At 62.2% G+C, this 13,167-nt stretch carries 10 protein-coding genes; 5 read left to right on the forward strand and 5 right to left on the reverse strand.

From position 1 onward, the window contains the following. The first annotated feature begins 4 nt into the window (after positions 1-4). The 4 genes from AC07VG_RS04145 (at position 5) to lpxC (ending at position 4,427) form a co-directional block, all read left to right on the forward strand. Entirely contained in the window at positions 5-874 is an 870-nt protein-coding gene (locus AC07VG_RS04145; RefSeq protein WP_495000644.1) for a cell division protein FtsQ/DivIB, read from the forward strand. Between the two features lie 14 nt (positions 875-888). Next, positions 889-2,154, forward strand: a complete 1,266-nt coding sequence (ftsA, locus tag AC07VG_RS04150; RefSeq protein WP_248798936.1) for a cell division protein FtsA — start codon at positions 889-891, stop codon at positions 2,152-2,154. Between the two features lie 55 nt (positions 2,155-2,209). Next, positions 2,210-3,403, forward strand: coding sequence for a cell division protein FtsZ (gene ftsZ / locus AC07VG_RS04155; RefSeq protein ID WP_495000645.1), 1,194 nt, complete (start codon positions 2,210-2,212; stop codon positions 3,401-3,403). A 112-nt stretch (positions 3,404-3,515) separates the two neighbouring features. Next, positions 3,516-4,427, forward strand: coding sequence for a UDP-3-O-acyl-N-acetylglucosamine deacetylase (gene lpxC / locus AC07VG_RS04160; RefSeq protein WP_495000646.1), 912 nt, complete (start codon positions 3,516-3,518; stop codon positions 4,425-4,427). 49 nt (positions 4,428-4,476) lie between these two features. Here lpxC and AC07VG_RS04165 read toward each other — a convergent pair whose 3' ends face one another. From AC07VG_RS04165 to AC07VG_RS04185, 5 genes are all read right to left on the reverse strand, one after another. Beyond that, complete coding sequence (locus tag AC07VG_RS04165) at positions 4,477-5,970, reverse strand: sensor domain-containing diguanylate cyclase (RefSeq protein WP_495000791.1); 1,494 nt, start codon at positions 5,968-5,970, stop codon at positions 4,477-4,479. Positions 5,971-6,125: 155 nt separating this feature from the next. Beyond that, positions 6,126-7,490 (reverse strand): heavy metal sensor histidine kinase, encoded by a 1,365-nt coding sequence (locus AC07VG_RS04170; RefSeq protein WP_495000647.1) that lies wholly within the window; start codon positions 7,488-7,490, stop codon positions 6,126-6,128. Next, positions 7,480-8,160, reverse strand: a complete 681-nt coding sequence (locus AC07VG_RS04175; RefSeq protein ID WP_495000648.1) for a heavy metal response regulator transcription factor — start codon at positions 8,158-8,160, stop codon at positions 7,480-7,482. The genes AC07VG_RS04170 and AC07VG_RS04175 overlap by 11 nt, the downstream gene beginning before the upstream one ends. 9 nt (positions 8,161-8,169) lie before the next feature. Beyond that, positions 8,170-11,265 (reverse strand): multidrug efflux RND transporter permease subunit, encoded by a 3,096-nt coding sequence (locus tag AC07VG_RS04180; RefSeq protein ID WP_495000649.1) that lies wholly within the window; start codon positions 11,263-11,265, stop codon positions 8,170-8,172. Further along, positions 11,262-12,425 (reverse strand): efflux RND transporter periplasmic adaptor subunit, encoded by a 1,164-nt coding sequence (locus tag AC07VG_RS04185; RefSeq protein WP_495020541.1) that lies wholly within the window; start codon positions 12,423-12,425, stop codon positions 11,262-11,264. The genes AC07VG_RS04180 and AC07VG_RS04185 overlap by 4 nt, the downstream gene beginning before the upstream one ends. A 300-nt stretch (positions 12,426-12,725) precedes the next feature. Here AC07VG_RS04185 and AC07VG_RS04190 point away from each other — a divergent pair, with 300 nt between their 5' ends. After that, entirely contained in the window at positions 12,726-13,040 is a 315-nt protein-coding gene (locus tag AC07VG_RS04190) for a type 1 fimbrial protein (RefSeq protein WP_495000651.1), read from the forward strand. Positions 13,041-13,167: the final 127 nt, after the last annotated feature.

Below are 13,167 nucleotides of genomic sequence, written 5' to 3' on the forward strand. Positions count from 1 at the left end.
GACCATGCAAGGCGCATCGATTCGTCATCAGTCACCCGCTCCCGGCCGCAACAAGCCGGTGCCGCGCGGTGCCAGCCGGATGGTGGCTAAAGAGCCGATGTCGGTGCGCCTGCCGAAAGCCAATTTCGGTTTTTTGAAGAGCCTGATGTGGCCGGTGCTGCTGGTGGCCCTGGGGTTCGGTACCTACGAAGGTGCCCAGCGCCTGTTGCCCTATGCCGATCGGCCGATCAGCAAGATCAATGTGCAGGGTGACCTCAGCTACATCAGCCAGCAGGCGGTGCAGCAGCGGATCGCACCGTACGTCGCGTCGAGCTTCTTCACCATCGACCTGGCGAGCATGCGCGCCGAGCTTGAGACCATGCCATGGATCGCCCACGCCGAGGTCCGGCGTGTGTGGCCGGACCAGGTAGTGATCCGCCTGGAAGAACAATTGCCGGTGGCCCGCTGGGGCGACGGGGCGTTGTTGAACAACCAGGGCCAGGCGTTCGCGCCACGGGAACTGGCGAACTACGAACATCTGCCACAGCTGTTTGGTCCCCAGCGGGCCCAGCAGCAGGTGATGCAGCAGTATCAGGTGTTGAGCCAGATGCTGCGCCCGTTGGGCTTTTCGATTGCCCGGTTGGAGCTGCGTGAACGTGGCAGTTGGTTCCTGACCACCGGCGCGGGTAGTGCGGGGCCGGGAATCGAGTTGTTGTTGGGCCGCGACCATCTGGTCGAGAAGATGCGCCGTTTCATTGCCATATATGAAAAAACGCTGAAAGAACAGATTACGAACATTGCCAGCATCGATCTGCGCTACTCCAACGGCCTGGCCGTCGGATGGCGGGAACCTGTGGCGCCCGTGACGGCCAAACCCGCCGTTGCGAAGAATTAAGAAGAGGCAGGACCATGGCAAACGTGCAAAGCGGCAAAATGATCGTCGGGCTGGATATCGGCACCTCCAAGGTGGTGGCGCTGGTGGGCGAGGTCGCGGCCGATGGCACGCTGGAAATCGTCGGTATCGGCACCCATCCTTCGCGCGGCCTGAAGAAGGGCGTGGTGGTGAATATCGAGTCCACCGTGCAATCGATCCAGCGCGCGGTAGAAGAAGCGCAACTGATGGCCGGTTGCCGGATCCACTCGGCGTTCGTCGGCGTGGCGGGTAATCACATCCGTAGCCTGAACTCCCACGGCATCGTCGCGATCCGTGATCGCGAAGTCAGCGCGGCGGACCTCGAGCGTGTGCTCGATGCCGCCCAGGCCGTGGCGATCCCGGCGGACCAGCGGGTTCTGCACACCCTGCCGCAGGACTACGTGATCGATAACCAGGAAGGCGTTCGCGAGCCCCTGGGCATGTCCGGCGTACGTCTGGAAGCCAAGGTCCATGTGGTCACCTGTGCGGTGAACGCAGCGCAGAACATCGAGAAGTGCGTACGCCGTTGTGGTCTGGAAATCGACGACATCATTCTTGAGCAACTGGCCTCGGCGTACTCGGTACTGACCGACGACGAGAAAGAGCTGGGCGTGTGCCTGGTGGACATTGGCGGCGGCACCACCGACATCGCGATCTTCACCGAAGGCGCGATCCGCCACACCGCGGTGATCCCGATTGCCGGCGACCAGGTGACCAACGACATCGCCATGGCGTTGCGCACCCCGACCCAGTACGCCGAAGAGATCAAGATCCGCTACGCCTGTGCCCTGGCGAAACTGGCCGGTGCCGGTGAAACCATCAAGGTGCCGAGCGTCGGCGACCGTCCGCCGCGCGAACTGTCGCGCCAGGCCCTGGCCGAAGTGGTCGAGCCGCGTTACGACGAACTGTTCACCCTGATCCAGGCCGAACTGCGTCGCAGCGGCTACGAGGACCTGATCCCGGCCGGCATCGTGCTGACCGGCGGTACCTCGAAGATGGAAGGCGCGGTCGAACTGGCCGAAGAGATTTTCCATATGCCGGTGCGCCTGGGCGTGCCGCACACCGTTAAAGGGCTGTCGGACGTGATCCGCAACCCGATCTATTCAACTGGGGTAGGGCTGTTGCTGTACGGGCTGCAAAAGCAGTCGGACGGCATTTCCCTGTCCGGCTACAACGGCGGCAACAGAAACGACTATCGCGATGAAGAACAGAAAGCACCTGTGCTGGAGCGCTTGAAGCGCTGGGTCCAGGGCAACTTTTAAAGTTTCAAAGCAGTAGAAGTAGGCGAAAAAACTAGAGAATGAAAGGAGAGGGAACATGTTCGAACTCGTAGACAACGTCCCACAAAGTCCGGTAATCAAAGTTATCGGCGTCGGCGGTGGCGGCGGCAACGCCGTTAACCATATGGTCAAGAGCAACATTGAAGGCGTCGAGTTCATCTGCGCCAACACCGATGCCCAGGCCCTGAAAAACATTGGTGCGCGGACTATCCTGCAACTGGGTACCGGCGTGACCAAGGGCCTGGGTGCTGGTGCCAATCCGGAAGTCGGTCGTCAGGCCGCGCTGGAAGATCGCGAGCGCATCGCCGAAGTGCTGCAGGGCACCAACATGGTGTTCATCACCACCGGCATGGGTGGCGGTACCGGTACCGGTGCGGCCCCGATCATTGCCGAAGTGGCGAAGGAAATGGGTATCCTCACCGTTGCGGTGGTGACCCGTCCGTTTCCGTTCGAAGGCCGCAAGCGCATGCAGATCGCCGATGAAGGCATCCGCGCGCTGAGCGAAAGCGTCGACTCGTTGATCACCATTCCCAACGAGAAGCTGCTGACCATCCTGGGTAAGGACGCCAGCCTGCTGTCGGCTTTCGCCAAGGCTGACGATGTACTCGCCGGTGCCGTTCGCGGTATCTCCGACATCATCAAGCGTCCGGGCATGATCAACGTCGACTTCGCCGACGTGCGTACCGTGATGAGCGAAATGGGCATGGCAATGATGGGCACTGGCTGCGCCAGCGGTCCTAACCGTGCACGTGAAGCGACCGAGGCGGCGATTCGCAACCCGCTGCTCGAAGACGTCAACCTGCAAGGCGCGCGTGGCATCCTGGTGAATATCACCGCCGGTCCTGACCTGTCCCTGGGTGAGTACTCCGACGTGGGTAGCATCATCGAAGCCTTCGCTTCCGAGCACGCCATGGTCAAGGTCGGTACCGTAATCGATCCGGACATGCGCGACGAGCTGCACGTGACCGTGGTTGCCACCGGCCTGGGTGCACGTATCGAGAAGCCTGTGAAGGTCATCGACAACACCCTGCAGACCAGCCAATCGGCTGCCGCCCAGACGCATGCACCCTCGCGTCAGGAACTGCCGTCGGTAAACTACCGTGACCTCGACCGTCCGACCGTCATGCGCAACCAGGCCCAGGCCGGTGCTGCGACTGCCGCGAAGATGAACCCGCAAGACGACCTGGACTATCTGGATATCCCGGCTTTCCTGCGTCGCCAGGCTGATTGATGGAATGTATCAGGAGTATTAGGGTGATTGGTGTTCAGCAAAGGCCTGGTCTGCTATTATCGCCAGCCTTTGTTGATACCTGTTCGCAATTTGCGCTGAAGCGGCCCATGCCATGATTAAACAACGCACCCTGAAAAATATTATCCGTGCTACAGGTGTCGGCCTGCACTCCGGTGAGAAGGTCTACCTGACCCTCAAGCCCGCGCCTGTGGACACCGGTATCGTGTTTTGTCGTGCTGACCTCGACCCTGTGGTGCAGATCCCTGCTCGCGCGGAAAATGTTGGTGAAACCACGATGTCGACCACGTTGGTCAACGGTGACGTCAAGGTGGACACGGTGGAGCACTTGCTCTCGGCCATGGCCGGCCTGGGCATCGATAACGCCTACGTCGAGCTCTCCGCGTCCGAAGTCCCGATCATGGATGGTAGCGCTGGACCCTTCGTATTCCTGATTCAATCTGCCGGCCTGGAAGAACAGGACGCAGCCAAGAAGTTCATCCGTATCCTGCGTGAAGTCACAGTGGAGGACGGCGACAAGCGCGCCACTTTCCTGCCTTTCGAAGGTTTCAAGGTGAGCTTTGAGATCGATTTCGATCACCCGGTGTTCCGTGACCGCATCCAGAGTGCCAGCGTGGATTTTTCCAGCACTTCGTTCGTAAAAGAAGTCAGCCGCGCCCGGACCTTTGGTTTCATGAGTGATATCGAGTACCTGCGCAAGCACAACCTCGCACTCGGCGGTAGCGTGGAAAACGCCATCGTGGTCGATTCGGACGGTGTACTGAACGAAGACGGCCTTCGTTACGAAGACGAATTCGTCAAGCACAAGATCCTCGACGCTATCGGTGACCTCTACCTGCTGGGCAATAGCCTGATTGGTGAGTTCAGAGGCTTCAAGTCGGGTCACGCCCTGAACAACCAGCTTCTGCGTAAGCTCATCGAGCAGAAAGATGCCTGGGAAGTGGTGACCTTCGAAGACGCCAGCACCGCGCCGATCTCTTACATGCGTCCCGTTGCGGCCGTGTAACGACTCTCTCCTTTTGTTGCATTTGAAAGCCGCCCTCGGGCGGCTTTTTTTATATGCATCTGTAGGCGCTCGCATGCACCGCGCGATCGCGGCCGTCGTGCTTGGCCTGATACAGCGCCTGGTCGGCACTGCGCAGCAATTGCTCCAGCGTACCTTCGCCGGGCGGGGACGCGGTGCTGGCACCGATGCTGACGGTGATCGGCTGGCGGTCACCGTTGAAAGGCGCCAGCGCGGCCATCGCCGACCGGATCTGTTGCGCCAGGTTCAACGCACCTTGCGCATCGGTCTCCGGCAAGACCACGGCAAACTCTTCGCCGCCATAACGTGCCGCCATGTCACCTGGACGACGAATGCTGGCGTCGATCACCCGCGCCAGCCGTCGCAGGGCCTCGTCACCGATCGGGTGACCATGGCGGTCGTTGAAGGCCTTGAAGTGGTCGGCATCGATCATCAGCAGTGACAGCGCTTTGCCCGAGCGTTGCGCCCTGGCCCACTCGCGCTGCAGGGCTTCATCCAGCGCCCGGCGATTGGCCAGGCCGGTCAGCGAGTCGGTTGCCGCCAGTTCGGCGAGTTCCTCTTCGGCGCGCAAGCGCAGGCGCAGTTCCCGTGACAGCAGCCAGGTCAGCCAGAGCAGGATCAGACACAGAGTGCCCGTGGCCAGGCCGATCAGCAATGCGGTGCGCCTCCAGGCGCCATAGACATCATCGGTGGAGAGCGCGATGACCACGATCAATGGCAATTCCCCCACCTGGGAGAAGGTATATAGCCGCTCGGTACCGTCGACACTGGAGATGCTGGTAAAGCTGCCTTCACCCTCGCGCAGGATACGAATGAAGTTGGGGCGTTTGCCGAAGTCCTTGCCGATCAGTTCTTCGGCCAGTGGTGGCTGCTGGGCGAGGAGAATCCCCTCGGTGCTGACCAGGTTGACCGAACTACCCTTGCCGACGTTCAGGGTCTTGAACAGCTCGTCAAAGTAACTCAGGCGCATGGCGGCAGCGGCGACCCCGAGAAACTCTCCATCCGTCGTGGATAACCGCCGACTGAAACCGATCAACCACGGATGGGGGGCTCGGCGAGCCTTGAACGGGCGACTGATCATCAGGTCCGGGTTCGGGTTGTGCAGATGCGCCTGGAAGTATTCGCGGTCGGAAAAGTTATCGACCCGCGGTGTGATCGAGAGCGAGTCGGCGATGACATCGCCATGACGATCAAGCAGGAGCACATCGCCCCGATGGGACGCGGTCGAGGAGCGGTCGAAGAGTGCGAGGTGACGAACCTGGGGCGGTACGTTCAACAGGTCCTTGCGTTGCGAAGCCTCGATCAGACCTTTGACCGCCAGGTCGTAGAGTTCCACGTTGCGCAGTACATCGGCATCGATCAGTTGCACGATATTGCTCGCTGCCCGGGCGGCGGCCTGGGCGGCACTCTCGCGCTCGCGGACCAGCAGATAGGTGACGATGGCGAGAATGGCGACGACCGTTAGCGTGCCACCCAGAATCAGCAGCAGTTGCGGGTTGGCGGGTTTTACCGGGCGGTGATTGATAATGGCACTCTCGATCGCAGGGTTTATTGGCGCATGTATACGGCCCACGCAAGAAAAAGGCCAGTCTCAGGCGGCTGGCCTTTTCCGTTCCACTTCTGGAAAGCCTTGATCGGGGAGGTCTTGGGGCGGAAACCGGTAACAGTGGCCGCGGCGCTTCAGGCCGGAAGGTAGAGGCCAAAGGTATTGATCCCGTCGTGACTACGCACGAACACATCGCCGCCATGCATCAGCGCGATGGCCTTGACGATGGCCAGCCCCAGTCCGTGATTGGCGCCACTGTTGCTGCGCGAGGCATCGACCCGATAGAAACGTTCGAACAGCCGCGAAAGATGCTCCGCGGCAATGGCTTCGCCGGGGTTGGACACGGCGATTGCCACGTGCTCGCGCTGGCGTTCGATGCGCACCACGATCACCTGCCCGGGCGCGGTGTGCTGCACCGCATTGCTCAGCAGATTGATCAAGGCACGGCGCAGGTGGGCGATCTCGATGCTCACCTGGGCATCGCCGCTGACCCGCACCTGGACCTGGGCATCTTCGAGAATGAAATCCAGATAGTCCAGGGTGGTTGCCACCTCGCCAGCCAGCGACGTGCTGATCAGCTTGGTGGCCTTGCTGCCCTGGTCGGCGCTGGCCAGGAACAGCATATCGTTGATGATCGAACGCAGGCGCTCCAATTCTTCGAGGTTCGATTGCAGGACCTCGAAATAATGCTCGGCCGAGCGCCCGCGGGTCAGGGCCACCTGGGTCTGGCCGATCAGGTTGGTCAGCGGCGAGCGCAGTTCATGGGCGACGTCGGCGTTGAACGACTCCAGCCGCGAATAGGCTTGCTCAACGCGCTCCAGGGTCGAGTTGAAGGAGTTGACGAACTGACTGAGCTCCGGTGGCAGTGGCGACAACTGCAGGCGTCCGGAGAGTCGTGGCGGGGCCAATTTCCGCGCCTCTTCCGAGAGTTTGATCAAGGGCTTCAGGCCGATCCGCGTCACCCAGTAACCCAGCGCGGATGCCAGGGCGATGCCCAGGATGGCCAGGCCAATCAGGGCGATCAGCAGGTGGTGCTGGGTCTGGCGGAAGGTTTCGGTGTCGATCGCGATCAGAAACTTCAGTGGCGGCCGTTGCTCCTTGGCCGGCATGGCGTTGACCAGCACCTTGAACGGGTAGGCATGCCCCGGCAGGCGCAGGTCGCGCATGCCCCCGGGGCCTTCGGCAAAGGTGCGAATCCGCGCATCGGGTGCGCCGTACTCATAGTTCGCATCGCCGCTGACTACCCAGAAACGAATGCGCTTGTCCTCTTCACCCAACTGCTTGAGTTTGGCGCTGACCTTGGCCCAGTGCTCCAGATTGCCGAAGCGATTGAGGGACGACTCCAGCACACTGTAGCGCGCCTCCAGCTCGGCTTCCGGGAGCAGGCCCAGGCCCTTGTCCACCTGCTGGTAGAGGGCCCAGCCGATCAACAGGAACACCAGCAACGCCACGCCGCTGAACAGGCCGCTCAGGCGCAGGGCGATACTGTTAGTTGACACCACGACTCTCCAGCACATAGCCCATGCCGCGAATGGTGTGCAGCAGTTTCTGCTCGAACGGCCCGTCGAGCTTGGCCCGCAGGCGCTTGATCGCGACTTCGACGACGTTCGCGTCGCTGTCGAAATTGATGTCCCAGACCATCTCGGCAATCGCCGTCTTGGAGAGGATTTCGCCCTGGCGCCGAGCCAGCACGCTGAGCAGCGAGAACTCCTTGGCGGTCAGGTCCAGGCGCATGCCGGCGCGGCTGGCCTTGCGGCTGATCAGGTCGACCCAGAGGTCGGCGACACTGATCTGCACCGGTTCGTGGCCGCCGCCGCTACGCCGGGTCAGGGCCTGCAGGCGGGCCACCAGTTCGAGGAAGGAAAAGGGTTTGCCCAGGTAGTCGTCGGCGCCCTCGCGCAGGCCACGAATCCGGTCTTCGACGCGCTCGCGGGCGGTGAGCATGATCACCGGCGTCTGCTTGCGCGCGCGCAGCGCCTTGAGCACGCCGAAACCATCCAGCTCCGGCAGCATCACGTCGAGGATGATCACGGCATAGTCGCTTTCCAGCGCCAGGTGCAGGCCGCCGACGCCATCCCCGGCGAGATCCACGGTGTAGCCCTGTTCGGTCAGGCCGCGATGCAGGTAATCGGCGGTTTTTTCTTCGTCTTCGATAATCAGAACGCGCATGGACCCGTCTCAGAGAGTGATCGCCGGCGCGGGCGCCGGTGTTGGCCGATGGAAGAGCCGCTCAAGCCACAAGTATATGACGGGGGTGGTGAACAGCGTCAGCGCCTGGCTCACCAGCAGGCCGCCGACCACGGCAATCCCCAGCGGCTGGCGCAACTCGGCACCGGTACCGTGGCCGAGCATCAGCGGCAGGGCACCGAGCAGGGCGGCCAGGGTGGTCATGATGATCGGTCGGAACCGGGTGATACAGGCCTTGTAGATCGCGTCCTCCGGTGACAGCCCGCCACGCTGGGCTTCCAGGGCGAAGTCGATCATCAGGATGCCGTTCTTTTTCACGATGCCGATCAGCAGCACCAGGCCGATCAGCGCCATGATCGAGAAGTCCTGGCCCAGCAGCCATAACATGATCAGCGCGCCGAGACCGGCGGAGGGCAGGGTCGAAATGATTGTCAGCGGGTGCACAAAACTTTCATAGAGCACCCCGAGGATGATGTAGACCGCCACCAGTGCCGCGAGGATCAGCCACGGCTGGCTCGCCAGGGAACTCTGGAAAGCCTGGGCCGCGCCCTGGAAGTAACCGTTCACCGAGGCCGGCATGCCGATCTCGTTCTTCGCCTGGTTGAGTTGCAGCACCGCGTCACCCAGGGCCACGCCGGGGGTCAGGTTGAACGACAGGTTGGCGGCCGGGAACATGCCGTCGTGAGCGATGGACAACGGGCCGCTGGTGGGCACGTCGAAGCGCGCCAGGGCCGAGAGCGGAACCATCTCGCCGGTCAGCGGCGAGCGCAGGTAGAAGTAGTTCAGGCTTTCGGCCTTGCCGCGCTGCGCGGCATCCAGTTCGAGGATCACGTTGTACTGGTTGGTCTCGGTCTGGTACTCGTTGATCTGGCGCTGGCCGAAGGCGTCGTAGAGGGCTTCGTCGACGTCGCTGGCGGTCAGGCCGAAACGCGCGGCGGCGCTGCGGTCGATGTTGATATGGGTGATGCTGCCACCCGTTTGCAGGTCGTTGGACAGGTCGCGAAACGCCGGGTAGGTGCGCAGCTTTTCCGTCAGGCGCTGGGTCCAGGTGTTGAGCGTATCGCCGTCATTGCTCTTGACCACGTACTGATACTGGGCCCGGCTCGGGCCGGAACTGAGGTTGATGTCCTGGCCCGCTCGCAGGTAGAGAACGATGCCGGGAATCTTCATCAGTTGTGGCCGGAGGCGGTCGATAAAGGCGCTCGCCGACACATCCCGTTGGTCCTGTGGCTTGAGGGCGATCCAGAAGCGGCCGTTGGCGATGGTCTGGTTGCTGCCCGAAACCCCCACGGAATGGGAGAAAGCCTGCACCGCCGGGTCGGCCGCGACGATCTCGGCCAGGGCCTTGTGCTTGCTCACCATATCGGCGAAGGACACGTCGGCGGCGGCTTCGGTGGTGCCGAGGACAAAACCGGTGTCCTGGATCGGGAAGAAGCCCTTGGGAATGAACACGTAGCCGGCGATGGCCAGGCACAGGGTCACGCAGAACAGCCCGAACATGCTTTTCTGGTGCGCCAGGGCGCGGCGCAGGCCCCGTTCGTAGACGGCCAGCAGGCGTTCGCCGAAGCCCGCTTTCGAATGCTCGTGCTGCACCGGCGAGCGCATGAACAGTGCGGCCAGGGTCGGTGCCAGGGTCAGCGAGACCACCACCGAAATCAGGATGGTCGAGGTCGCGGTCAGGGCGAATTCCTTGAACAACCGGCCGACCACACCGCCCATGAACAGCAGCGGAATGAACGCGGCGATCAGCGAGAAGCTGATGGAAACCACGGTAAAGCCGATCTCCCCGGCGCCCTTGATCGCCGCTTCGCGCATGCCGTCGCCGGCTTCGAGGTGGCGGTGGATGTTTTCCACCACGACGATCGCGTCGTCGACCACGAAGCCCACGGCGATGACGATCGCCACCAGGGTCAGGTTGTTCAGGCTGAAGCCCATCACGTACATCAGGGCAAAGCTGGCCACCAGGGATACGCCGAGCACGGCGGACACGATCAGCGTTGCCGACAACTGGCGCAGGAACAAGGCCATGACCGCCACCACCAGCAGGATGGCGATCAGCAGGGTCATTTCCACTTCATGCAACGAGGCGCGGATGGTCTGGGTCCGGTCGATCAGCACTTTGACCTGCATCGAGGCCGGCAGCATGGCTTCCAGCCCCGGCAGGGCGGCCTGGATACGGTCCACGGTCTCGACGATGTTGGCCCCCGGCTGGCGCGAAATCACCAGGTTGACCCCAGGCTCGTCACCGGACCAGGCTTGTACGTAAGCGTCCTCGGAACCGCGGATGACCCGGGCGACATCCTTGAGTTGGACCGGCGCGCCGTTCTTGTAGGAGACGATCAACTGCTGGTACTCCTCCGGCTGGAACAATTGGTCGTTGGTCGACAGGGTGGAGATGCTCGACTTGCCGTACAGCGCGCCCTTGGCCAGGTTGAGGCTGGTCTGCTGGATCGCCTGGCGGATGTCGGCCAGGGTCAGGCCGATGGCCGCCAGCTTGTCCGCCGAGGCCTGGACCCGGATGGCCGGGCGCTGCTGGCCGGTGATGTTGATCTGGCCAACGCCGTCGATCTGGCTGAGCTGACGGGCCAACAGGGTTTCGGCGTAGTCGCTGAGCTCGGTTCCGGGCATCTGGCTGGAGCTGACACTGAGGATCAACACCGGGCTGTCGGCCGGGTTGACCTTGCGCCAGGTCGGCAGGGTCGGCATGTCCTTGGGCAGCTTGCCCGAGGCGGTGTTGATCGCCGCCTGGACTTCCTGGGCGGCGGTGTCGATGCTTTTACTGAGAGTGAATTGCAATGTCAGGGTGGTGGTGCCCAGGGCGCTGCTGGAGGTCATCTGGGTCATGCCGGGGATGGCGCTGAATTGCACCTCCAGCGGCGTGGCGACCGAAGACGCCATGGTTTGCGGGCTGGCGCCGGGGAGTTGGGCGGAGACCTGGATGGTCGGGAACTCGGCCTCCGGCAACGGCGCCAGGGGCAGACGCGGGAAGGCGATCACCCCGAGCAGGACCAGGGCGAAGGTCAGCAGGATGGTCGCCACCGGGTGGTCGATGCACCAGGCCGAAACGCCGCGACTTTCCTTGATCATGGCTGGTTCCCCACGGCGGCCTGGCGGTCAGCCAGTTTCGCCTGACCCTGGATTTCGATCCGCGAGCTCGGCTTGAGCCGCGACTGGCCGTCGCTGACCAGCACATCGCCGGCCTGCACGCCCTGGATGATGTTCAGGTCGCTGTCCTGGTAGGCCATCTGCACCGGTACCACTTCCACACCGTTGCCTTTGACCCGGTAGACGAAGTAGTTGTCCAGGCCGCGCTGGACCACCGAGGGCGGCACCACCAGGGCGCTACGCTCCAGGGCGGTCTGGATCTTGATGTTCACCAGTTGGCCCGGCCAGAGTTTCTGGCTCTTGTTGCTGAATTCGGCCTTGGCCTTGATGGTCCCGGTGCCCGCCGCGACCTGGTTGTCGATCAGGCTCAGGTGGCCTTCGCCCAGCAGCAGGCCGCTATGCCCGTCGTCGCCAAGAAAGGCGCTGACCGGCGCCGCTGGGGTGGTGGAGAGCAGGCCTTGCAAGGTCGGCAGCATTTGCTGGGGCAGGGAGAACTCCACGGCGATCGGGTCGATCTGGGTCACCGAGAACAGCCCCTGGGCATCGCTCATACGCAGGAAGTTGCCTTCGTCCACGGCACGAATACCGACTCGACCGGTGACCGGCGAGTGGATCTGGGTATAGGACAGCTGGACCTGTGCCGCGTTAATCGCCGCCTGGTTGCCTTGCGCGGTGGCCTTCAATTGGTTGACCAGCGCTTGTTGCTGGTCGTAGGTCTGCTTGGAAATGCCGTTATCGACCGTCAGCAATTTGTAGCGCTTGAGGTCGACTTCCGCCACTTGCAACTGCGCCTGACTCTGCGCCAGCTGGGCCTTGGCCTGCGCCAGGCTGGCCTGGATCGAACGGTCATCGAGGGTCGCCAGCAGGTCGCCTTCCGTAACCAGTTGTCCTTCCTTGACCAGCAACTTGGTGAGGATGCCGTCGATCTGTGGGCGGATCACCACGCTGTGCAACGACAGCACCGAGCCGATACTGCTGACATAACGCGGCACATCCTGCTGGATCACGCTGACCACCTTGACCGGCACCGTGACACTGGCGCTGGGCTTGGCTTGGGAGGGCCGGCTCAGTGTCCAGGTCGCGGCAGCGGCCACGAGGACCACCAGGCCAAGGATCAACGCGGTTTTCTTCGGGATACGCATGCTGTCGGGACGCCGAGACAAAGGGATAGGAAGGTGAATGCTGGCAGAACAGCAGTTCCTTTATAACCCCCCAACCGGGTCAGCAAGGTGACGGCTACCTGACAGGGCTGTCAGAAAACCGACCGTTTTATACCGCACCGGGCTATTAAAGCCGCTATCACTTTGGCCGATAAGGTTAAAGAGCCTTATGGACAGAGAAACACTTGTGACATGTCCTACGGATAATTCTTTGGTTTCTGGTGTGGTGGCCTGTGGTGATCTTTACTGACTAATACCGGCCCTGTCTTGGGAGTATTGGAAATGAACGGAAAGAGAGTAAGTCTCGCTGTGCTGTTGTTGCTCGCGGGCAGTGTCAACCTGCAAGCGGCGAACAGCAGTGGTCAAATCAGGTTTTCCGGACAGATCGTCGAGTCTGCTTGTGACGTCGGCCGACAGACCCATGACAATATCGAGCCGGGTAGCCGACGGCTGCAAGTCGCTTCCGGATTGAGTTTGAATGTCAACACGCTGGCCAATGCCTGTCGCGATGGTCAAGTGCCGTTTAGCGTGAGTTATCAGGCGCTGGCGTCAAGTGTCGGGACGCCGCGGGGCCTGGTCATCATCACGTACAACTAAGTTGTACGTGCGCTCAGGCGTCAGCGGTTGGCGCTCATGTGTATAGACGGGGCGCCGGAAAGGTAAAAGTCCGGCGGCCTGCGTGAGTGCCCGGGCCAGGTCCCTGACGACCGCGAATAAACAGTGC

The sequence above is a fragment of the Pseudomonas sp. GW821-FHT03C07 genome (assembly GCF_059420925.1).

Bases quoted from the DNA above. Each gene is read 5' to 3' on its own strand.
- AC07VG_RS04145 (WP_495000644.1), top strand. From the start codon at position 5: ATGCAAGGCGCATCGATTCGTCATCAGTCACCCGCTCCCGGCCGCAAC.
- ftsA (WP_248798936.1), top strand. From the start codon at position 889: ATGGCAAACGTGCAAAGCGGCAAAATGATCGTCGGGCTGGATATCGGC.
- ftsZ (WP_495000645.1), top strand. From the start codon at position 2,210: ATGTTCGAACTCGTAGACAACGTCCCACAAAGTCCGGTAATCAAAGTT.
- lpxC (WP_495000646.1), top strand. From the start codon at position 3,516: ATGATTAAACAACGCACCCTGAAAAATATTATCCGTGCTACAGGTGTC.
- AC07VG_RS04175 (WP_495000648.1), bottom strand. From the start codon at position 8,160: ATGCGCGTTCTGATTATCGAAGACGAAGAAAAAACCGCCGATTACCTG.
- AC07VG_RS04180 (WP_495000649.1), bottom strand. From the start codon at position 11,265: ATGATCAAGGAAAGTCGCGGCGTTTCGGCCTGGTGCATCGACCACCCG.
- AC07VG_RS04185 (WP_495020541.1), bottom strand. From the start codon at position 12,425: ATGCGTATCCCGAAGAAAACCGCGTTGATCCTTGGCCTGGTGGTCCTC.
- AC07VG_RS04190 (WP_495000651.1), top strand. From the start codon at position 12,726: ATGAACGGAAAGAGAGTAAGTCTCGCTGTGCTGTTGTTGCTCGCGGGC.